The organism is Micromonospora sp. NPDC005205 (genome assembly GCF_040608275.1).
Lineage (GTDB): Bacteria > Actinomycetota > Actinomycetes > Mycobacteriales > Micromonosporaceae > Micromonospora.
The window spans coordinates 158,486-176,663 of sequence record NZ_JBEXHV010000007.1 but is presented as its reverse complement, the minus strand read 5'-3'; the positions used below and the strand labels follow the sequence as shown (position 1 = coordinate 176,663).

Annotated in this window: 18 protein-coding genes; 9 read left to right on the top strand and 9 right to left on the bottom strand. The window is 71.6% G+C overall.

Going from position 1 to position 18,178, the window contains the following annotated elements; genetic code table 11:
- Positions 1 to 7: 7 nt before the first annotated feature.
- Entirely contained in the window at positions 8 to 268 is a 261-nt protein-coding gene (locus ABZU43_RS15760; protein ID WP_355007221.1) for a hypothetical protein, read from the top strand.
- On the opposite strand, the gene ABZU43_RS15755 is transcribed toward ABZU43_RS15760, so the two are convergent.
- Positions 226 to 1,533, bottom strand: coding sequence for an MFS transporter (locus tag ABZU43_RS15755; protein WP_355007220.1), 1,308 nt, complete (start codon positions 1,531 to 1,533; stop codon positions 226 to 228). The genes ABZU43_RS15760 and ABZU43_RS15755 overlap by 43 nt on opposite strands.
- 89 nt (positions 1,534 to 1,622) lie before the next feature.
- Here ABZU43_RS15755 and ABZU43_RS15750 point away from each other — a divergent pair, with 89 nt between their 5' ends.
- Positions 1,623 to 1,901, top strand: a complete 279-nt coding sequence (locus tag ABZU43_RS15750; RefSeq protein WP_355007219.1) for a hypothetical protein — start codon at positions 1,623 to 1,625, stop codon at positions 1,899 to 1,901.
- On the opposite strand, the gene ABZU43_RS15745 is transcribed toward ABZU43_RS15750, so the two are convergent.
- On the bottom strand, positions 1,898 to 2,347 hold the full coding sequence (locus tag ABZU43_RS15745; protein ID WP_355007218.1) for a hypothetical protein: 450 nt from the start codon (positions 2,345 to 2,347) through the stop codon (positions 1,898 to 1,900). The genes ABZU43_RS15750 and ABZU43_RS15745 overlap by 4 nt on opposite strands.
- 162 nt (positions 2,348 to 2,509) lie before the next feature.
- On the opposite strand from ABZU43_RS15745, the gene ABZU43_RS15740 reads away from it, so the two are divergent.
- Positions 2,510 to 2,863: a DUF6401 family natural product biosynthesis protein gene (locus ABZU43_RS15740; RefSeq protein WP_355007217.1), complete on the top strand. Its 354-nt coding sequence runs from the start codon at positions 2,510 to 2,512 to the stop codon at positions 2,861 to 2,863.
- A gap of 66 nt (positions 2,864 to 2,929) precedes the next feature.
- Here ABZU43_RS15740 and ABZU43_RS15735 read toward each other — a convergent pair whose 3' ends face one another.
- The gene (locus tag ABZU43_RS15735) at positions 2,930 to 3,739 is read right to left on the bottom strand and encodes a hypothetical protein (protein WP_355007216.1); all 810 of its coding nucleotides are present in this window, start codon (positions 3,737 to 3,739) and stop codon (positions 2,930 to 2,932) included.
- 198 nt (positions 3,740 to 3,937) lie between these two features.
- Here ABZU43_RS15735 and ABZU43_RS15730 point away from each other — a divergent pair, with 198 nt between their 5' ends.
- From ABZU43_RS15730 to ABZU43_RS15720, 3 genes are all read left to right on the top strand, one after another.
- Positions 3,938 to 6,076 (top strand): SpoIIE family protein phosphatase, encoded by a 2,139-nt coding sequence (locus ABZU43_RS15730; protein WP_355007215.1) that lies wholly within the window; start codon positions 3,938 to 3,940, stop codon positions 6,074 to 6,076.
- Between the two features lie 25 nt (positions 6,077 to 6,101).
- Positions 6,102 to 6,779 (top strand): HAD family hydrolase, encoded by a 678-nt coding sequence (locus ABZU43_RS15725; protein ID WP_355007214.1) that lies wholly within the window; start codon positions 6,102 to 6,104, stop codon positions 6,777 to 6,779.
- 107 nt (positions 6,780 to 6,886) lie between these two features.
- The gene (locus ABZU43_RS15720; protein ID WP_355007213.1) at positions 6,887 to 8,182 is read left to right on the top strand and encodes a cation:proton antiporter; all 1,296 of its coding nucleotides are present in this window, start codon (positions 6,887 to 6,889) and stop codon (positions 8,180 to 8,182) included.
- Positions 8,183 to 8,255: 73 nt separating this feature from the next.
- Here ABZU43_RS15720 and ABZU43_RS15715 read toward each other — a convergent pair whose 3' ends face one another.
- Positions 8,256 to 9,194 carry an FAD-dependent oxidoreductase gene (locus ABZU43_RS15715; RefSeq protein ID WP_355007328.1) on the bottom strand — a complete coding sequence of 313 codons (939 nt, stop codon included), beginning with the start codon at positions 9,192 to 9,194 and terminating at the stop codon, positions 8,256 to 8,258.
- Between the two features lie 104 nt (positions 9,195 to 9,298).
- Between ABZU43_RS15715 and ABZU43_RS15710 the strand changes: the two genes are divergently transcribed.
- Entirely contained in the window at positions 9,299 to 9,529 is a 231-nt protein-coding gene (locus ABZU43_RS15710; protein WP_355007327.1) for a DUF3072 domain-containing protein, read from the top strand.
- A 299-nt stretch (positions 9,530 to 9,828) separates the two neighbouring features.
- On the opposite strand, the gene ABZU43_RS15705 is transcribed toward ABZU43_RS15710, so the two are convergent.
- The 3 genes from ABZU43_RS15705 to ABZU43_RS15695 all read right to left on the bottom strand — a co-directional run bounded on the left by ABZU43_RS15705 (position 9,829) and on the right by ABZU43_RS15695 (position 15,319).
- Positions 9,829 to 10,329 carry a metallophosphoesterase gene (locus ABZU43_RS15705; protein WP_355007212.1) on the bottom strand — a complete coding sequence of 167 codons (501 nt, stop codon included), beginning with the start codon at positions 10,327 to 10,329 and terminating at the stop codon, positions 9,829 to 9,831.
- A 131-nt stretch (positions 10,330 to 10,460) separates the two neighbouring features.
- Positions 10,461 to 13,337: a ricin-type beta-trefoil lectin domain protein gene (locus ABZU43_RS15700; protein ID WP_355007211.1), complete on the bottom strand. Its 2,877-nt coding sequence runs from the start codon at positions 13,335 to 13,337 to the stop codon at positions 10,461 to 10,463.
- A 152-nt stretch (positions 13,338 to 13,489) separates the two neighbouring features.
- Positions 13,490 to 15,319: a glycoside hydrolase family 15 protein gene (locus ABZU43_RS15695; RefSeq protein ID WP_355007210.1), complete on the bottom strand. Its 1,830-nt coding sequence runs from the start codon at positions 15,317 to 15,319 to the stop codon at positions 13,490 to 13,492.
- 110 nt (positions 15,320 to 15,429) lie between these two features.
- Between ABZU43_RS15695 and ABZU43_RS15690 the strand changes: the two genes are divergently transcribed.
- Complete coding sequence (locus ABZU43_RS15690; RefSeq protein ID WP_355007209.1) at positions 15,430 to 16,017, top strand: general stress protein; 588 nt, start codon at positions 15,430 to 15,432, stop codon at positions 16,015 to 16,017.
- Between the two features lie 51 nt (positions 16,018 to 16,068).
- On the opposite strand, the gene ABZU43_RS15685 is transcribed toward ABZU43_RS15690, so the two are convergent.
- Both ABZU43_RS15685 and ABZU43_RS15680 read right to left on the bottom strand, forming a co-directional pair.
- On the bottom strand, positions 16,069 to 16,656 hold the full coding sequence (locus tag ABZU43_RS15685) for a DUF1684 domain-containing protein (RefSeq protein WP_355007326.1): 588 nt from the start codon (positions 16,654 to 16,656) through the stop codon (positions 16,069 to 16,071).
- Positions 16,653 to 17,057: a helix-turn-helix domain-containing protein gene (locus ABZU43_RS15680; RefSeq protein WP_355007208.1), complete on the bottom strand. Its 405-nt coding sequence runs from the start codon at positions 17,055 to 17,057 to the stop codon at positions 16,653 to 16,655. Before ABZU43_RS15680 ends, ABZU43_RS15685 begins: the two co-directional genes overlap by 4 nt.
- Positions 17,058 to 17,151: 94 nt before the next feature.
- Between ABZU43_RS15680 and ABZU43_RS15675 the strand changes: the two genes are divergently transcribed.
- Positions 17,152 to 18,159, top strand: a complete 1,008-nt coding sequence (locus ABZU43_RS15675) for a hypothetical protein (protein WP_355007207.1) — start codon at positions 17,152 to 17,154, stop codon at positions 18,157 to 18,159.
- Positions 18,160 to 18,178 lie beyond the last annotated feature (19 nt).

Here is an 18,178-nt window from a genome sequence, read left to right as displayed (position 1 = left end):
TGAAGGTATGACCGACGACAACATCAGGGTGTGGCGGGACGAGGAGCGGCTTCCGTTGGAGGAGTTGGAGCGCGCCGTGTCGGGCTCCAGCCTCGACGGGCAGGCCGACGACGTGACGGGAAACGACGCCGGCGAGGAGGCCGCGTTCGGGCACGGGCCGGCCGCGTCGGACCACGACGGACAGGCCCAGGGCAACAGCCGCGAGGCCACCGACCCGCAGCGCGCCTACCGCCCGTCCACGACCGGCCGTACCGGGCCCGACGTCTGAGGATCGCTTCCGGGCTGGGCGGGCACCACCGGCACGGGACGTCCCGCAGCCGGCCGGCGCGCGCCCCACTCGTAGAGCGCGATCAGCGCCAACGCGAGCACCAGCAGGGCCGATCCCAGCACCTCCACCGAGGTTTTGCCGATCAGCACGCCCAGCCCGGCCGGGACGAGCGCCGCACCAATGCCAGCGGCGCCGATCTGGAGGCCGATGGCGCGGTCCGCGTGCGCCGCGCCGACCCGTTCGGCGGTGGTGAGGGTGAGCAGCGGAAACACCGGTGCGGCGGCGAAACCGACGACGACCAGGCCGAGCACCGCAAGGACCGCCGGCCCGGGAACGGCGATCAGCGCCGTGCCGACGGCCATCCCGGCCAGGCTGACGCGCAACACCAGCCCCGCCCCCAGGCGCTCGGCCACCAGACCCTGCACGACCCGGCCCACGAAGAGACTGCCCCAGTACGCGGAGACGCAGCCGCCGGCCACCGCCGCGCTGAGCCCACGCCCCTCGGTCAGCAGCAGGAACGCCCACAGCCCCGCGGACACCTCGATCGCCACGTACAGCACGAAGGCGAGCGTCCCCGACCAGACCGCCGGCAGCCGCAGCGTGTCCCTCACCGGGACCTGGACGGTGGACGCCGGCCCGGAATCCGCGGCGGCGGGCACGCCCTGGATGGCGTCACCCGCCTCGGCGCTGGCTGGACCGCCACGCCGCCAGGCCCGCACGGTGAACGCGAACGCGGCGGCGAGGACGAGTTGGGCGGCGGCCACGATGCCGTACCCCCAGCGCCAGGCGAGCCCGGCGCTCAGCACCGCGGTCATGATCAGTGGACCGATGGCCACGCCGAGACCGAAGAAGGCGTGCAACCAGTTCATGTGGCGGGGCCCGAAGGCCCCGGCGGCGTACGCGTTGAGCCCCGAGTCGACAGCGCCGGAGCCCAGCCCCAGCAGCAGCGCACAGCCCACCAGCGCCGCCAGCCCGGGGCTCACCGAGTAGCCGGTCAACGCCAGGCTGGCCAGCAGGGTGCTACCGGCGAGCAGGGCGCCCACGCCGACCCGGGCCAGCGTGAAGCCGGCCAGCACGCTGGAGGTGAGATAACCGACGGTGCCGGCAGTGAGCACCCACCCGACGGCCTCGGTCGGCACGTCGAAGTCGCCTCGGATCGAGGGCCAGGCGACGCCGAGCAGGCCGTCGGGCAGGCCGAGACTGACGAACGCCAGGTAGGACAGCAGGAGCAGTGCGGCGCGGGGACGCGCGGGCGTGGTGGACACGAGAAACCATCCTGCCGCAGGGGCACCCTAGCGCCGCCGGCACCCGATCGCTCGCGGCGCAAAGAAGTCGTGCCCGTACGGTCGAGAAAATGGACAGCTCATCCAGAATCGGCCGATCGGAGGACGGCAAGGCGGCCGGTTCGCGTAAGAATTTCGGAATGCATCAAGGCTCCGGAATCCTCTCCACGCGTCAGCGCAAACTCGCCTGGCTCGGCTTCCTGCTGGCCGCGCTTCAGGCACCCGTTTCCGCCTGGGTCGTCGCCGACGAGTCGTGGCTGTTCAGCCTGTGCGTCGCGCTGATGGTGGCCACCGTGATCATCGCCGACGACGCGGCACGGCGTCGCCCGGCCAACGCGACAAGCGACTAGCCTCCGCCATCCGGCCGGGCCTCGTGGCCTGGCCGGCCCCGGCTACTGCGGTGTTCCTTCATCTCCGCCTCGTAGAGATGGCGCCGCCCACCCACCAACTCGTCGCGGGCCTGCTGGTCCAACTCCCGGAACAGCGCGTGGTAGCCGTCGTCGAAGTCCTCGACGATCTGAAACGTCCACCGTCCGGCGATGACGTTGCGGCCGCGCAACTCGGTGGCGATCCGGTCGGCGAGGCGCGGATGCCCGGCGGCCTGGAACTGTTCCACAGCGTCGTCGAGCATCAGGTCGGCATGACCGATCAACTGGTGCATCGAGTAGAGATGCCCCCGGGCCCGCTCCACACACTCCAGCGCCTCGCTGAGCTTGCCGAGCGCGGCCACCGTCGCGTCGCTGACGCCGTCCGGCCGCCGGTGCCGCTCGTCGGGTCCGTCCGCCTGCTGTCCCATCCGTGCCTCCGTGGGGGGTGCGGTCAAAGCTGGGCGTTCTCCTGCTGCCCCGTCTGTGCCGGATCAATCCCCCAGGTCAGCGGCGAGCGCCCCAGTGGTGCAGCCGACATCCGCCGAGCGGACGAGGTCGACGCGGTCACTGGTCGGTTAGCCTCGGTCACCATGCGTGTGCCGTTCAACCGGGTCGCCTCCCGTACCGCCGTCGACTCGGCGCGGTCCACCCTGGCCGCCCTCACCGTCTCCGTGGGCACTGTCGGGCTCGCCGCCGCCGCCGCGCGCCCGGGGCTGCTGGCCCTCGTCGACCAGCATGCGGCGGCCGTCCGGGACAGCCTCGACGGCGACCGCACGCCGCTGACCTCCGCGGCGCTCGCCGGCTACGCCAAGGGGGTGCGCGCCGCCGCGCTGGAGCACGGGTGGACGCCGCCCAGCGGGGCGGTGGACTGGAGCGAGCCGGAGTGGCTGCTCACCCGGCTGGTCGCGGTCTGCGCGCTGGCTCGCGCACTCGACCAGCACTGACACGCGAGGAGAGGGCACCCCGCGCGTACGCGGAACACCCTCCCACCCGTCGTGCCGTTCCGCCCGCTACGAGCGGTACTGCTGGGCTTCGTCCACCCGAGGCATTGCCTGGGTGCGGTCACCCCCGCGGTCGGCCATCTGCCGCTCCACGTCGCTACGCCCGGCCGCGTTGGCCTGACGCTGCTGCTGCACCGCCCGGGCCTCCCGGGCCGCCCGGTCCAGCCAGCCGTCCCAGCGGTTCTGCATCGGCTTCACGAGACCACCACCGACGCCGACGATCAGGATGCCGGCCACCGTGGCGAGTACCGCGATCAGCACCGGAGTGGTCACCGTGGTGGCGATACCCACCTGGTTCAGGGCGGCGATCACACCCAGCGCGATGATGAAGATCGCCGTCAGGTCGGCCAGCACCTTGCCGTACGAAAGCCCTCCCAACGCCCCGGTGACCAGATCCCGGACGGCGTTGGCGATCGCGGCCGCCACCACCACGATGACGATCGCGATGAACGCGCGCGGCAGCCAGGCCACCACGCCGCTGATCAGGTCACTGATCGCGTTGGGCCCCCAGACTCCGAAGGCGAACTGCAGCGTGAACAGCAGTACGGCGTAGTACGCCAGTCGGGCCAGAATGTCGCTGGCGTCGTACTTCGTTCTCTCCAGGGCCCGTTTGATGCCACCGCGTTCGACCGCCTGGTCGAAGCGCACCCGTTCCAGCACCGTATCCACGATCTTGAGGACGGCTCTGGCGATGAGCCAGCCGACCACGAGGATGACGATGAAGGCCACTGCCTTCGGGATGAAGAGCAGCACCGACCTCCAGGTGTCGGCGATGGCATCGCCGATGTCGGCCTGCCGGACCGCGAGGGTTTTCAGCATGATGTCCCTCCTGTCGCATGGACTGCGCCGGGCGCATACCCGGCAACCGGTCCGGCACTCCGCGCAGCGCGCGGCGTTTTTTCCGACAGACCTCCGGGCAGGGGCCCTGAACTGCCCAAATGGCCACCGCGACGGACTCGGCGACGGCCCGCCGCCGTGGTCGGACGCCTTTCCCGGTCGGCCGACTAGGCTGCGACCATGCCAGGAACGGTCGGGCGGGTCCCCACGCCAGCAACTCCGGGTCCGGGCGGACGCACCGGGTCCGGCCCGGCCGTCGGCGTGCTCGCCCACGACTGGGCCAACACCCCGCTGGGCCCGGCCGACGACTGGGACGTCGCCCTGCAGGCGGTGGTGGAGCTGGTCCTCGCCTCGCCGATGCCGATGGCCCTGGCGTACGGCGACGACCTCGTCCTGCTCTACAACGCCGGCTACGCCGAACTGCTGGGCACCAAACACCCGAGCGCCCTCGGTCGTCCGGCCGCCGAGGTGTTCGCGGAGATCTGGGCGCTGCCCGGCGTCGGTGCGGTGATCGAACGCTGCTACCGGCAGGGCGAACCCTTCCTGGAGAAGGAGTCCACCCTCCCGCTGGTCCGTGGGCACTCCGCGACGGTGGAGCAGGCGGTCTTCACCCGGGGCTACTCACCGGTGCGCGACAGCGCCGGGCAGATCGTCGGCGTGTTGGCTGTCGCGGCCGAGACCACCCACGTCACCGAGCAGTTGCAGAGCCTCAGCGCCGTGGCCGCGGCGCTCGCCGGCACCCTCACCCTCGACGACGTGGCCCGGGTGGCGCTGCGGTACGCGATCACCACGTTCGACCCCGACCAGGCCTCGTTCGCCGTCGACGAGGGCGGCGGCGGCTGGCGCATGGTGCGTCGGGTCCGTGGCGAGTTGTTGGACGAGGCCGACGAGCGGCTCCCCCCGCTCTGGAGGCGCGCGCCGGCAGACTGGTCGGCCCCGGTGGTGCAGGCGGCCCGCTCCGGCGCCCCGTCGTTCACGCGCGACGGGCAGCCGCTGCGGGACACCGCCGTGGACCGCCACGACCAGAAGATCCGCGCGATGGCGGCCCTGCCGCTGGGCACCTCGGTGGTCCGCGGCGGGCTGGCGGTCGGCTACCAGGTTCCGCACACCTGGTCCCCCGCCGAACGAGCGCTGCTGGCCGCCTCCGCCGAGCTGATCGGCCAGGCCGCCGAGCGGGCCCGCCGTTTCGAGACCCAGCACGGCACTGCCCAACTGTTGCAGCGCAGCATGTTGCCGGAGCACCTGCCGGATCTTCCCCGGTTGCGGATCGCGGCCCGCTACGACCCGGGCGTGGACGGCAACGCGGCCGGCGGTGACTTCTACGATGCGTTCCTGCTGCCCGACGGCTCGCTCGGCGTGGTGCTGGGCGACGTCGCCGGGCACGACGTGCAGGCCGCCGCGCGGATGGGGCAGGTCCGGGCCGCGCTGCGCGCTCTGGCCCTGGCCGACCCGGCGCCCGACGCTGTTCTGGCCGGCCTGGATCGGCTGGTGACCAGCCTCGGCGCGGAGGCCAGCACCCACGAGCTGTTCGTCACCGTCGCGTTCGGGGTGATCGACGCGGAGCGGCGGGAGCTGACCCTGGCCAGCGCCGGTCACCCCGCGCCGTTGATCCGCCGCGGTGACCCGGATGGTCGGTTCCACGCCGAGTACGTCGACGTCCCGGCCGGGCCGCCGCTGGGGTTGGGCGGCCGGCCGGGCACCACGACCGTTCCGTTCCGCCCCGGTGACACCCTGCTGCTGTTCAGCGACGGGGTGGTGGAGCGTCGCCGGCAGAGCCTGAGCGCCGGGCTGGCCACCCTGAGCGACGCCATTGCCAAGGCCGGCAGCGGCGACCCCCGCGCGCTCTGCGCGGTGGCCACCGCGGCGGTCCCGGGCGGCACGGAGGACGACGTGGCCGTGCTGGCGGTCGAGCACGCGCTCAGGCCGAGTCGTTCGGCGAGCATGGAGGTGCCCGCCGAGCCGACCGCGCCCAGCCGGGTCCGACACTGGCTGACCGGCCAGCTCACCGAGTGGCAGGTGCCCGAGTCGGTGATCGGAGCGGCGGTGCTCTGCACCAGCGAGCTGACCACCAACGCGTTGCTGCACGCCGGCACGGCTGCCCGGGTGGAGATCGACCTCAGCGCCGAGCGGCTGCTCGTCTCGGTAGCGGATTCCGGCACCCGGGGGACCGTGACCCGGGCCCGTACCGACACGTTGAGCAGTCGCGGGCGCGGCCTCGGCCTGATCGAGGAGCTCAGCGACGCCTGGGGCACCGACCCGTCGGTCCGGGGCTCCACGGTCTGGTTCGAGATCCTCACGCCGCCGGCCGCGCAGCCCTGAGCCGCCCGATGGCAGGAGGACGCCAATGGCCACCAACCGGCCCGCCGGGGTCCTCTTCGATGTCGACGGCACCCTGGTCGACACCACCTACCTGCACACGGTGAGCTGGTGGGAGGCGTTACGCCAGACCGATCAGCCGGTGCCGATGGCGTTGGTGCACCGCTCGATCGGGATGGGATCGGACAAACTCCTGGACCATCTCCTCGGCCCGGAGCGGGACCGCGACGCCGACTCCAAGCTGCGCGACGCGCACGACACCCTCTACGCCGAGTACTGGGAACGACTCACGCCGCTACCCCGGGCGGCCGACCTGTTGCGCGCCTGCGCCGAGCGGGGTTTGCGTGTCGTGCTGGCCACCTCCGCCTCGGAACCCGAGGTGGGCGCGCTTCGTCGGGCGCTGGGCGCCGAAGACGTGATCGACACGATCACCTCCTCCGCGGACGCCGAGCAGAGCAAGCCGGCACCGGACATCCTGGTCGCCGCGTTGGAGCAGTCCGGGTTGACCGCCGAGCGGGTGGTCTTCGTCGGCGACTCGGTGTGGGACGTCGTCGCGGCCGGCAAGTTGAGCATTCCGTGTGTGGGCCTGACCTGCGGTGGCACCAGCCGCGGCGAGCTCGCCGGCGCGGGTGCCGTGGCGGTGTACGACGACCCGGCCGCGCTGCTGCACGAGTTGGCTGACTCGCCGCTCACCCGACCCCGGTGAGGATCACTCGGGTCCACCGGCACCGACGCGCATAGCCGGAGCCCTTGCGGGGCAAGGACTGTCACCACCTGCCCGCACCTTGCGGGTGCGGGCGGAAAGGTGGTGCCGTGGAGCCGGTAGATGTGGCGTTCGCACTGGTGGGCCTGGGAGCCCTGCTCGCGGGCATCCTGCCGAGGGTGCTGGATCGCCGCCCGCTGTCCATGCCGATCGCCTTCCTCGCCCTCGGCATGCTGGTGTTCCTGCTGCCGGTCGGGCTGCCGTCGCCGGACCCCCTGGCCCACCCGGAGCTGGCCACCCACCTCACCGAGATCGGGGTGATCGTCGCGCTGATGGGCGCCGGGCTGAAGATCGACCGGCCGTTGAGTTGGCGGCGGTGGTCGTCCACCTGGCGGCTGCTGGCGATCGCGATGCCCCTGTGCATCGCGGCGGTGGCCCTGCTCGGCTGGTGGTGGGCGGGGCTGGTGCCGGCCGCCGCGCTGCTGTTGGGCGCCGCGCTGGCGCCCACCGACCCGGTGCTCGCCGCCGACGTGCAGGTCGGCGAGCCGACCGACGTGGAGGATTCCGAGGACGAGGTCCGCTTCGCGTTGACCTCCGAAGCCGGCCTGAACGACGGGCTGGCGTTCCCGTTCGTCTACGCGGCCATCGCCATCGCCTCGACCAGCCTCGCCCCGAGCGACTGGTTGGCCGAGTGGTTCACAGTGGACGTGCTGTGGAAGATCAGCGTCGGCGTCGGCGGTGGCCTGCTCATCGGCTGGTTGCTCGGCAAGCTGTTCTTCCGCGCACCCAGCGAGCTGCGGCTGGCCCGGCACGCCGAGGGCTTCCTGGCGCTGGCCGCCACGTTCCTGGCGTACGGGCTGGTGGAGGTGGTCGGCGGGTACGGCTTCCTGGCGGTGTTCGTGGCCGCCCGGGCCATTCGGGCCGCCGAACGGACCCACGAGTTCCACTCGGTGCTGCACGACTTCGCCGAGCAGGTCGAACGGCTGCTCACCCTGGTGCTGTTGCTGCTGCTCGGCGGCGCGATAGTGGGTGGTCTGCTGAGCCCGCTGACCTGGCCGGCAGCCGCCGTCGGGCTGGCGCTGGTGTTCCTGGTGCGGCCGCTGATCGGCTGGCTGTCGTTGCGCGGCGCTCCCGGACGCCCGGCCGAGCACTGGGTCATCTCGTTGTTCGGCATCCGCGGCGTCGGCTCGTTCTACTACCTCGCGTACGCCACCACCAAGGCCGACTTCCCGCAGGCCGAACTGCTCTGGGCGACCGTCGGGCTGGTGGTGCTCGTCTCCGTCGTGGTGCACGGCATCACGGCGACCCCGGTCATGCAACTGCTGGACCGGGAGGGAGAGCGAACCTCCGACCCGGCCGAGCGGGACGCCGACGCTCGCCCCGTCGCGGCAGCCGGGCACGCCTGAGCGGGCGACCCGGGCCGAGCGGACACGCCCGAGGGTGTGACTCAGGCCGAGCGGGCACGCCTGAGGGGGTGACTCAGGCGAGGCGGGCGGCCAGCGCACGGCCCAGGTCCCGGCCGGAGCGCCAGGCGCTCTGCACCCGGGGCTTGCCGAACGCATCGCCGGCCAGGCCGATCCCGTCGGCGTCGAGGTGGTGGGTGGCGCCGCCGGCGTCGCTGGTCGGCTTGGCGTACGTCCAACGGTGCACGTGCACGTCGACGGCCGGCTCGGGCAGCCCGAGCAGGTCCCGGACGGCCTGTTCGATCGCCGGGCCGGCCCCGGTGGGTTGAGCCAGGTGCCCGGCCGCGAACTCCGGCACGGTGTGCGCGACCAGCACCGGCGCGCCGTCACCGCGCCGGTCGCCGTCGTCGCAGACGAGGTTGAGCACCGGGTGCTCGTTGACGAACGCGCCCCGGAAGTCCGGCCACCGCCGGGTCGGGAAGCGCAGCACCGCGGCCAGCGACGGCGACCAGCGTTGCTCCTGTACGACCCGGGTGGCCTCGGTCAGGGCCGGGTCGAGCAGCAGGGCGGCCTGCGGACCCGGCATGGCCAGGGCGACCGCCGCGCACGACTGCCCGTCGACGACCGGGCCGGGTTCCACTGTGAGCACCAGCCGGTCGACGGTCACCGGTACCGCGCCGGCCAGGTGCTCGACCAACGAGCGAAGCCCACGGGGAGCGGCGTAACGCATCGGCCCGGCCACCTCGTGGTCTCCACTGCGGTCGTACGCCTGGAAGGTGTCGGTCCATTCGTGGACCAGCCCGGCGGCGCGCCACTGCTCGACCAGCGCGGCGAAGTCCGGGTCGGTGGCGGTGAAGTAGGCGGCGCCGATGTCCGCGGGGCGGCCCTGGAAGCGTTTGCTGGCCATCCGGCCACCGCAGACGTGCCCCCGCTCCCGGACCTGCACCGGCACCCCGGCCCGGGTCAGCTCGACCGCACAGGCCACCCCGGCTATGCCCGCCCCGACCACCACCACGCTCGACCGGTCCTTCGTCATCCGATGATCGTAGGTGGCGGCGTTCGGGCATGAACCACCGACGATCGGGGTACTGGCACACCTGTTCGAAAGGAAGGGTGATGATGATGACGGACCGCCGCACCGAGCAGGCCGACCAGCAGGCCGACCAGAACGCCGCGATCAAGGACCCGGACGAGTGGGTCACGGGGGACGAGCCGCCGACCGCCGCCCAGGAGTCCTACCTGAGCACGCTGGCCCGGGAGGCCCACGCCGACCTCCCGGACGACCTGACCAAGGCCGAGGCGTCCAAGCGAATCGACGAACTCCAGGCCAAAACGGGCCGAGGCCAGTAACCCCGCACCTCGCCCGTCAGCCGGCACTGCCTCGCCGATCATGGAGTTGTGGTGGGTGACAAACCGCCCGCAAAACGCCTAAGTCAGGCACCACAACTCAATGATCGGCGGACCGGACTGCCCGTCCCGCCAACCGCAACGGCGTTGCTCGCACCCCGCCACGCGATCTTGCACTTGCTGTCGCGACAAAAGGCGCGCAAGGCGCAGAACAACGACAACAAGTGCAAGATCGCGGGAGCAGGGAGCAGGGAGCAGGGGCGGGGCAGGCGCGGGAGACGGGCGCGAGGGTGGGGTGGCGGTCAGGGGCGGGGCAGGGGGTGCAGCTTCACCTCGGTCAGGCTGCCCTCGCGCACCTCGGCGGTGAGGTACGTGGCGTGGGGTTGGGAGCGGCGGTCGGTGGGTGAGCCGGGGTTGAGCAGGCGTAGCCCACCGGGCGCCTCGGTGTCCCAGGGGATGTGCGAATGCCCGAACACCAGCAGGTCGACGTCGGGAAAGCGAGCCGCGCACCGCTTCTCCCGGCCGGTCCGGGGGCCCGTCTCGTGCACCACCGCGATCCGCAGGCCGTCGAGTTCGACCCGGGCCACCTCCGGCAGCCGGACGCGCAGCGCCGGGCCGTCGTTGTTGCCGTACACCCCGATCAGTCGGCGCGATCGCGCCGTCATGGCGTCGAGCAGGGCCTCGTCCACCCAGTCGCCGGCGTGCACCACCACGTCGGCCGCGTCGATGGCCGCCCAGAGGGGTCCGGGTAGGTCCCGGGCCCGCTTGGGTAGGTGGGTGTCCGCCGTCAGCACCAGCCGCATAACCGGCATTGTCCCCCGAGTCCCGGCCGCCCACCCGGGGGACGTGGGTGGACGGCCGGGCTCCGCCTCCGCCGCCCGGCCCCGTGCGTCATCGACGCTCGGGTACGGGTGCCGAGCCGGTCAGGGGGCGGTCAGGGCAGGGTCCAGCGTTGCGCCCCGGTGCCGTTGCAGGTCCAGATCCGCAGTTGCCGTCCGTCGGTGAGATCCGAGTTGGGGATGTCCAGGCAACGCCCGGACTGGGGGTTGCGCAGGCTGCCGTCCGACTGGGTGGCCCACTGCTGGGCCCCGGTGCCGTTGCAGTCGTAGAGCTGCACGAGGGTGCCGTCGGTGGTGCCGCTTGCCTTCACGTCCAGGCACTTGGCGAGCCCCCGCACCGTGCCGTCGCCGGGCAGGGTCCAGCGCTGGGCGGCGGTGCCGTTGCAGGTCCAGGTCTGCACCTTGGTGCCGTTCGCGGTCTGGCTGGAGGCGATGTCCGCGCACTTGCCGAGGGCCTTGACCTCACCGGTGCGCGCCCCGCCGGTGCCGACGCCCGGGCCGGTGAAGGTGTAGCTGTCCACGTCCAGCAACGCCCCGCTGCCGCCGGTGACGACCAGGTACAGGTCGTGGGTGCCGTCGTCCGGTTTGGTCACGGTGGCGCTCAGTTCGGTGTAGTTGTCCCAGCCGCCGGTGTTCGGCACCGCGATCCGGGCGACCTCGGTGCCGGTCGGTGAGTCGTACCGGAAGGAGAGGGTGCCGCCGGGGCCGCCGGAGGAGACCCGGGCCCGGACGCCGGTGATCCCCTTGAGGCTCACCGCGTGGTGCCGGACGCTCTCGCCGCTCTGGACGTCACCCAGCCGCTTGCCACCCTCGGCCGCCGCCTGGTCGATCACCTTGGGTCCGTTGAGCTGGACGAAGTGCTCGGCCTGCCACTGTTTCGGGTAGAGGCTGATCTCCTGCTCACCGGTGAGTGCGACCGAACCGGTCGCGCCGCGATCGGTGTAGCTGCCCCGCAGGACGAAGAACAGCACGGAGTCGGGGCCGGCGTGCACCGGGCCGGTGTTGAAGGTCGCGCCGCAGCCGGTCCCCTCCCCCTCCTCGTGGGCGTGCTCCTGGTGGCCCAGCGCCGCCCGGACGACCACCGCCGAGCAGGCCGGCGTGCCGTCCTGCGGGTCACTGGCCGTGGCGCCCACCGTCAGGTCCTGCTCCCAGTCGAAGAGTCCGCCGGCGGGCAGTCCGGTCAACGTGACAACAGGCCGGTTGTTGCCGACCACCACCGACACCACCGTCGTGGCGCTGCGGCCGGTGCCGTCGTTGACGGTGAGCCGGGCGCTGTAGCTGCCGTTCGCGGAGTACGTGAAGGACGGGTTCGCCGCGGTCGAGTCGGTGCTGCCGTTGTTCGTGAAGTCCCACGCGTACGTCAGCGGGTCGCCGTCCGGGTCCGAGCTGCCGGCGCTGGAGAAGGTCACCGCGAGGGGTGCCAGGCCGTTGTCCCGGTTGACGGTGGCCTTGGCCACCGGCGACCGGCCACCCTGGACGTAGTTGATTTTGTAGAGACCGGCGTCGACCGCGCCGGAGAAGTAGCCGCTGCCGTATTCCAGCAGGTAGAGCGAGCCGTCCGGGCCGAACTGCCAGTCGATGGGGTGGACGAGTTGCATGCCGGCGAGCACTGGCTCGATGACTGTCGGTGCCCCGGTGGACGGGTTGCCGTTGTCGAACTGGACCTCCTTGATCCAGTTGCGGCAGTACTCGGAGATCAGCCACTTGTTGTCGTAGTAGGCCGGCCACTTGACGTCCGAGACGAGGTTCGGGTCGTAGTGGTAGACCTCGACGTGGTTGGGCGATCCGCATCCGCCCGGGTTGTCCAGCGCCGGCCAGTCCTCACTGCCGCCGTGCTGCTCCCAGACGAGTGCCGGTCTCGTCGGCGGTAGCTGCTGGACGCCCGTGTTGCGGGGTGAGTTGTTCACTGGTCCGGTCGAGCCGCCGCAGGGGAACCAACCACGCGGTGTGGCGGTGGCGAAGTCCCAGTCGTTGTAGGCGACGTTGGGGCCGCCACAGTACGGCCAGCCGTAGTTGCCGGGCCCGTTGGCCCGGTTGAACTCGTCGTAGGCCGCCGGGCCACGGTTGGCGAGGTCGGTGCCGGCGTCGGGGCCGACCTCACCCCAGTAGAGGGTGTTGTTCGCCTTGCGGTCCACCCAGATCCGGTACGGGTTGCGCACACCCATCACGTAGATCTCGGGGCGCGTCAGGGCGGTGCCGGCGGCGAAGAGGTTGCCGGCGGGAATGGTGTAGCTGCCGTCGTTCTCCGGGTGGATCCGGTTGATCTTGCCGCGCAGGTCGTTCGTGTTGCCGGAGGTGCGCTGGGCGTCGTACTGGGCGTTGCGGTTCGTCCGCTCGTCGATCGGGGCCATCCCGGCCGAGTCGCCTCCGGAGTTGGTGTTGTCTCCGACGGCGAAGTACAGGTTGCCGGCGGTGTCCCAGCTCATCGAGCCGGCCGAGTGGCAGCAGAGATCGCGTTCGGTGGGCCACTCGATCAGCATGTCCTCGCTGCTCGGATCGAGCAGCAGCGTGGACGGGTTGAAGGTGAACCGGCTGATCCGGTTGACCAGTGGGGTGACCTTCGGCGAGTAGAAGAGGTAGACCCAGCGGTTGCTCGCGAAGCTCGGGTGCAGGGTGATGCCGATCAGGCCGTCCTCGAAGCGGGCGTCCAGCGCCAGGGTGAGGGCCACTGTGGTGGACCTGGTCGCCGGGTTGTAGAGGCGGACCTGACCACCGGCGCTGCTGGTGCCCCGGTTGATGTAGAAGACCTTGCCGTCGGGTGCCACGGCCAGTTCGATCGGTTCGCCCATGGACAGGCCGCCATCCAGGGCGACCTTCTCGAAACCGGCGGTGGCGGGCGGAGCGAGGGCGGCGGCCTGGGCCGGGGACGCGGCGGCCGGCAGAACGCTTGCCTGCGGGACGAGACAGAGGGTGACCAGGACGGTGAGCAGTGTGGTGGCGCTGACGAGACGTCGGCGCGGTGTGCGGGACACGAGACCTCCAGCTGTCCGGGGGATCTCGGTGCCGCTCCCGCCGACTGGAGGAGCACCGCAGGGTGTCCCGGACATTAACGTCTTTCACTGGAAAGCGATAGAACTTCGCGTCGCCAGATAGAAAGTTGTCACGATCTCCGCGAAAGTCCGGCTCAGCGGTCCACCGGAGAGAAGTACGCCGGGGGCATCCCGCACTGACGCAGCGTCGGGTCCCGCTCGACGTCGGTCAGCACACCGGCGGCGTTGATCAGGCCGATGTGGGAGAACGCCTGCGGGAAGTTGCCCAACTGCTCCCCGGTCAGCGGGTCGATCTGCTCGGCGAACAGGCCGAGGTCGTTGACCCGCTCCGCCAGCCCTCGGAACAACTCGTGCGCCCGGTCCCGCTCACCGGCCAACGCCAGGCAGCACACCAGCCAGAACGAGCAGATCACAAAACCCGCCGGGTCACCGTCCCAGCGCCGCAGCAGGCCGTCGTGGGAGAGCCGCTGCTCCACCGCCCGGATCGTCGAGCGCATTCGCGGGTCGTCGGCCCGCAGGAACCCGACCAGCGGCATCACCAGCACCGAGGCGTCCAGGCCGTCGGATTCGAAACTTCCGGTGTACGACTGGAGCCGCTCGTTCCAGCCCCGCTCGAACACCTCCGCGCGCACCGCGTCGCGGGCGGCCGCCCAGCGGGCCACGTCCTGCGGCTCGCCGAGCCTGTCACCGAAGCGGACCGCCCGATCCAGGGCGACCCAGCACTGCACCTTCGAGGACACGTGGTGGTGCTGGACGCCGCGCTCCTCCCACATGCCCGCATCGGGCAACTCCCAGTCCCGCTCGGCCTGGTCGGCGAGCACGCGGAGCACGTGCTGCACCTCCGGGTCCAGCGGCTCCAGCTTGTCGCGCATCAACCAGGCGGCATCCATCGCCTCGCCGAAGATGTCGGTCTGCCGCTGCTGCCACGCGTCGTTGCCGATCACCACGGGTGGGCTGTCGCGGTAGCCGGCGAGCTGTTCCAGGCGGTGCTCGGTGAGGTCCCGCTCCCCCAGCACCCCGTACATGATGGGCACCGGCCTGTCGTCGATGCGGCCCATCGCCCGGCCCAACCAGGCGAACTGCCGCTGCACCTCGTCCAGGCACGCCGTCCGCCACAGCGCCCGCAGGGTCAGGCTGAAGTCGCGCACCCAGACGTAGCGGTAGTCGTAGTTGCGGTCCCCGCCGAGTTTCTCCGGTAGTGAGGTGGTCACCGAGGCCACCACCGCTCCGCTGGGCCGGTACGTCATGCCCTGCACCACCAGCCGGCTGCGTCGCACCTCCTCGGGGTAGAGCCCGTCGTAGGGGTGTCCGGTCGACCAGGAACGCCAACCCGCGACGGTGTCGGCGATGGTCCGATCGGCGTCCGGCACCTCGGGCAGCGGGGCGTCGTAGGTCGGGGCGTACCCGAGGGTGAAGTTGTGTCTCGTGCCGGCTCGGACGGTGAACGTCCCGGCGGCCTCGCCGTCCAGGGCGGTCAACCGCTCGCTGCAGCGCAGGGTGAGTCGGGCGGCTCCGGCGATGGCCTCCAGCATGTCCTTCCGCTCGATCAGGTACGCGATGGTGCGGCCGTACTCGAAACGCGGCCGGTAGTGCACGCGCATCGGCACCGAACCGGACAGGCCCTCCACCGAACGGACCAGCACCTGCGGCGAGTGCAGACCGATGTCGTGACCGCGTGAGCCGGGCTCGAAGGCGAGCGCGTCGGTCAGCGCGACCTCCCCGTGCGCGGTGTGGAAGACCGTCCGCAGCACCAGGGTGTCCTCAAGGTAGGAGCGCTCGACCCGGTAGTCGCCCTCGGGCTGGATGGACCAGTGCCCGGCGTTGTCGTCGAGCAGCCGCCCGAACACCGACGGGGCGTCGAAGCGGCCCGGGCACCACCAGTTGACCGAGCCCGAGGCGTCCACCAGCGCCGCGCTGCGGCCGTCGGCGAGGAAACCGTAGTCGCTGATCTGTCCGCTCTCCACCTGGCTGGCTACCCGGGCAGTCGCCGCCCATTCCCCTCCTGCCGGCGATGGACACCGCGTTACCGGTCGGCCTGGGCGGGAACCCGGGGAGCTGACGAGGGGGGATGCTCATGACGTCAGCTTCGGGGCCGACCGGCAACTGGCGGCCCGGCACACAGGGTGGCGACCTGCTTCCATCCGGACCGGCCGGCCGGCTGTCGACACCGAGCGGGAACGGCAACGGGCCCGAGGGCGGGCCGCCGACCGTGACGATCGGCTCGTACCCGGACTATCCGACCGCGCAGCGGGTCGTCGACTACCTGGCCGACAACCGCTTTCCGGTGGAGCACAGCGCCATCGTCGGCACCAACCTCACCCTGGTGGAGACGGTGCTCGGGCGAATGACCACCGGTCGAGCCGGGCTGCTCGGCGCCGGAACCGGGGCCTGGTTCGGGCTCTTCATCGGCCTGTTGTTCGGCATCTTCACGGTCGGCAACTGGCTGGCGGTGATCCTGGTCGGGCTGGTCATCGGCGCGATCTGGGGTGCCGTCTTCGGCGCGGTGGCGCACGCCATGACGGGCGGGCAGCGCGACTTCACCTCGGCCAGCTCGCTGCGCGCCGGGCAGTACGCCGTGACCGTCGACGCGCAGCTCGCCGACCAGGCGCGACAGCTCCTCGGTCGGATGCAGATGCCCAACTCGGCGACGAACGCCCGTTGAGCGACGTTCGATCGGCCGTCCCGGCACACACCGGGACGGCCGCTTCGTCGTTCAGTCGTGGTACGCCAGCTCGCCGGCCCGCAGCGGCACGTCGACCCGGTTCTCCGGCGGCGCGAGGGGGCAGGCCCAGTGGTCGTCGTACGCGCAGCTCGGGTTGTAGAGGTAGTTGGCGTCCAGCCGGACCCGGTCACCGGGCAGCAACTCGACGCCCCGGCCGAAGGTGCCCTTCACCGTGTCGGTGAGGTACCGCCCTCCCCCGTAGCTGTCCCGCCCGCAGGTGCCGTCGCGCAGCGGAACGAACAGCCCGCCCCCGTACGCCTCGATCCACCACAGGGTCAGCGGCCCCCACGGCGTCTCGGCCACCGCGACCCGCCGGTACGCGACCACCCCGTCCGGGCCCCCGGTGTCGATGCGCAGCTCACCGCTGGCCGAGCGCAGGGGCGCTTCGACAACGGCCTCGGGGTTGGGCGGGAAGTAGCGCACCCCGGCGAAGTCGGGTCGCTCCGCCACCGGGATCGGGCTCTGCGGGTGGTTGGCGAAGAGTGCGTCGCGGCCGGCCCGGAAGCCGGCCAGGTCGACGTCGGACAGGTACAGCCGGGCCACCCGCTCCCGCCAGTCGGCCAACTCCAGATCGCTCAGCATCCCGGGGACTCCTGATCGAATGAGAACTCGCCGGACCGGGCGGGTTTGCCACACGCCTGGCAGCGCACGTCAGCGACGAAGACCTGGCCGCAGACGTCGTGGATGAAGTCGACCCTGGGCACGTCGTCCTCGCTGTAGGTGTCGCCCCAGCGCTTGAGCACGAGGATCACCTGCCCGAGGTCCTTGCCCTTCTGGGTGAGTTCGTAGCCCGCCACCTTGCCGCTCTCGGCGTCACGAGCCCGAAGGATGCCGGTCTCGGTCAGTTTGCGCAGTCGGGCGGCGAGGACGTCCCGTGGTGCACCGACGGCCCGGAGGATCTCGGTATACCGGGAAGCGCCGAATGCGAGCGCCCGCACGATGTGCAGCGACCACCTGTCGTTGACTGCGTCGAGCGCCACAGCGAGAGAGTCCCGCTCTGGTTTGGTTTTCAAACCGTCGGTGCTACGGTTCGTTTGGTTGGACATTCAAACCACACTACCCGAGGAAGCGCCCATGACATCGCCATCCGAACCACGTACCGACGGGGCACCACCCGTCGTCGCCCAGCGCCGGGCCTGGACAACGCTCGTGATCACCGGGCTGATCATCGGCACGGCGTTCATCGCGGTCTATGTCGGACTGCAACGAAGCCCGCAGCCGAGCCACCTGCCGATCGCCGTGGTCAGCCAGCAACTGGCGAACACCGCACAGGCCGGATTCGGCGACTCCGTGGCCGTCACCGAGGTCGGGAGCGTCGCGGACGGCGAGGCCCTGGTACGACACGGCGACGCGGTCGCCGTACTCGGCGCGACCTCCCCCACCACGCTGACACTCGACTACGCCGGCGCGAGCGGGTTCAGCGAGAGCGGCGCCGCGCGTCAGCTCGCGGCCGGTCTCGCCAGCGAGGCTGGGGCGACCGTCCAGGAGAACGACATCGTGCCGCTGGCGACCTACGACAGTCGCGGGCTGTCCGCCTTCTACGTGGTGTTCGGCGTCACCCTCTCGTCGTTCGTCCTCGCGCAGGGGCTCACCGCGGCGACCGCGAAGGTGCGGCTGCGCCACCGGCTCTACGCGATGGGCGGCTTCGCCGTCGCGATCGGTGTGATCGCGGCAACCGTCGCCGGCCCGATCTACGGGTCACTCACGGCCCCGTTCCCGCTGCTCGCGCTCTCGCTCATCCTTCTCTCCGCCGCCAGCGCCTTCACGACGAAGGCCCTGGGCGCCTGGCTCGGCCCGGCCGGAATCGCCCTGGCCGTCCTCACTCTCACGACAATCGGCAACGCGACGAGCGGAGCGACGATCGGGGTCGACCTGCTGCCGGACTGGGCGCAGGCGATCTCGGCGAAGCTCCCACCGGGCGCGGCCGTACGGGCCGTCAACAACTTCGGCTACTTCGACGGCGCCCACACCGTGGCACCCCTCGCCATCCTCGCCACCTGGTTCCTGGCCGGCCTCGGATTCGTCCTGCTCCGGCAGCGGACCGCGCAGCGCCGCCCGGTCACCCCCGACGCGGGGCGGTGACCGCCCGGGTCACGCACCC

What these genes read in the sequence shown, in the direction of transcription:
- ABZU43_RS15760 (WP_355007221.1), top strand. Translation starts at nt 8, where the DNA reads ATGACCGACGACAACATCAGGGTGTGGCGGGACGAGGAGCGGCTTCCG.
- ABZU43_RS15750 (WP_355007219.1), top strand. Translation starts at nt 1,623, where the DNA reads ATGGACAGCTCATCCAGAATCGGCCGATCGGAGGACGGCAAGGCGGCC.
- ABZU43_RS15745 (WP_355007218.1), bottom strand. Translation starts at nt 2,347, where the DNA reads ATGGGACAGCAGGCGGACGGACCCGACGAGCGGCACCGGCGGCCGGAC.
- ABZU43_RS15740 (WP_355007217.1), top strand. Translation starts at nt 2,510, where the DNA reads ATGCGTGTGCCGTTCAACCGGGTCGCCTCCCGTACCGCCGTCGACTCG.
- ABZU43_RS15735 (WP_355007216.1), bottom strand. Translation starts at nt 3,739, where the DNA reads ATGCTGAAAACCCTCGCGGTCCGGCAGGCCGACATCGGCGATGCCATC.
- ABZU43_RS15730 (WP_355007215.1), top strand. Translation starts at nt 3,938, where the DNA reads ATGCCAGGAACGGTCGGGCGGGTCCCCACGCCAGCAACTCCGGGTCCG.
- ABZU43_RS15725 (WP_355007214.1), top strand. Translation starts at nt 6,102, where the DNA reads ATGGCCACCAACCGGCCCGCCGGGGTCCTCTTCGATGTCGACGGCACC.
- ABZU43_RS15710 (WP_355007327.1), top strand. Translation starts at nt 9,299, where the DNA reads ATGATGACGGACCGCCGCACCGAGCAGGCCGACCAGCAGGCCGACCAG.
- ABZU43_RS15705 (WP_355007212.1), bottom strand. Translation starts at nt 10,329, where the DNA reads ATGCGGCTGGTGCTGACGGCGGACACCCACCTACCCAAGCGGGCCCGG.
- ABZU43_RS15690 (WP_355007209.1), top strand. Translation starts at nt 15,430, where the DNA reads ATGACGTCAGCTTCGGGGCCGACCGGCAACTGGCGGCCCGGCACACAG.
- ABZU43_RS15675 (WP_355007207.1), top strand. Translation starts at nt 17,152, where the DNA reads ATGACATCGCCATCCGAACCACGTACCGACGGGGCACCACCCGTCGTC.